This is a genomic window from Salmonella sp. SAL4457, from assembly GCF_046548235.1.
GTDB classification, from domain to species: Bacteria; Pseudomonadota; Gammaproteobacteria; order Enterobacterales; family Enterobacteriaceae; genus Salmonella; species Salmonella enterica.
In genome coordinates this window covers 1-251 of record NZ_JBGDZO010000967.1, presented here as the reverse complement: position 1 = coordinate 251, position 251 = coordinate 1, and the positions used below count along the sequence as shown (strand labels likewise).

Genomic DNA, 251 nt, shown 5'->3' with positions numbered 1-251 from the left:
CCGTGGAAGTTGGCCGAGTTGATCTTCAGGTAGTCCATGCCCAGCAGGTGGAACTTGCTCTTCTGCGGGTGGAAGGTGGCGAACACCCCGTAGACCTCGCCGACATTGCGCGCCAGGCCGAGCAGGTCGTTGCCGTTGGCGGCGAAGCCGGGCCACTGGGTCTTGTTCTGCCGCGCCGCGTTCCACAGGAACGGATAGCGCACCGGCGCATCGGCCGCCTTGATGTTGTCGGGAATCAGGTAGGGCGGCGC

1 protein-coding gene is annotated in these 251 nt (G+C 65.3%); it reads right to left on the bottom strand.

The features are described 5' to 3' along the window. Positions 1-251 (bottom strand): hypothetical protein (locus tag ACLJNW_RS27070; protein WP_410961639.1); only part of this gene is annotated, 251 nt, incomplete at both ends.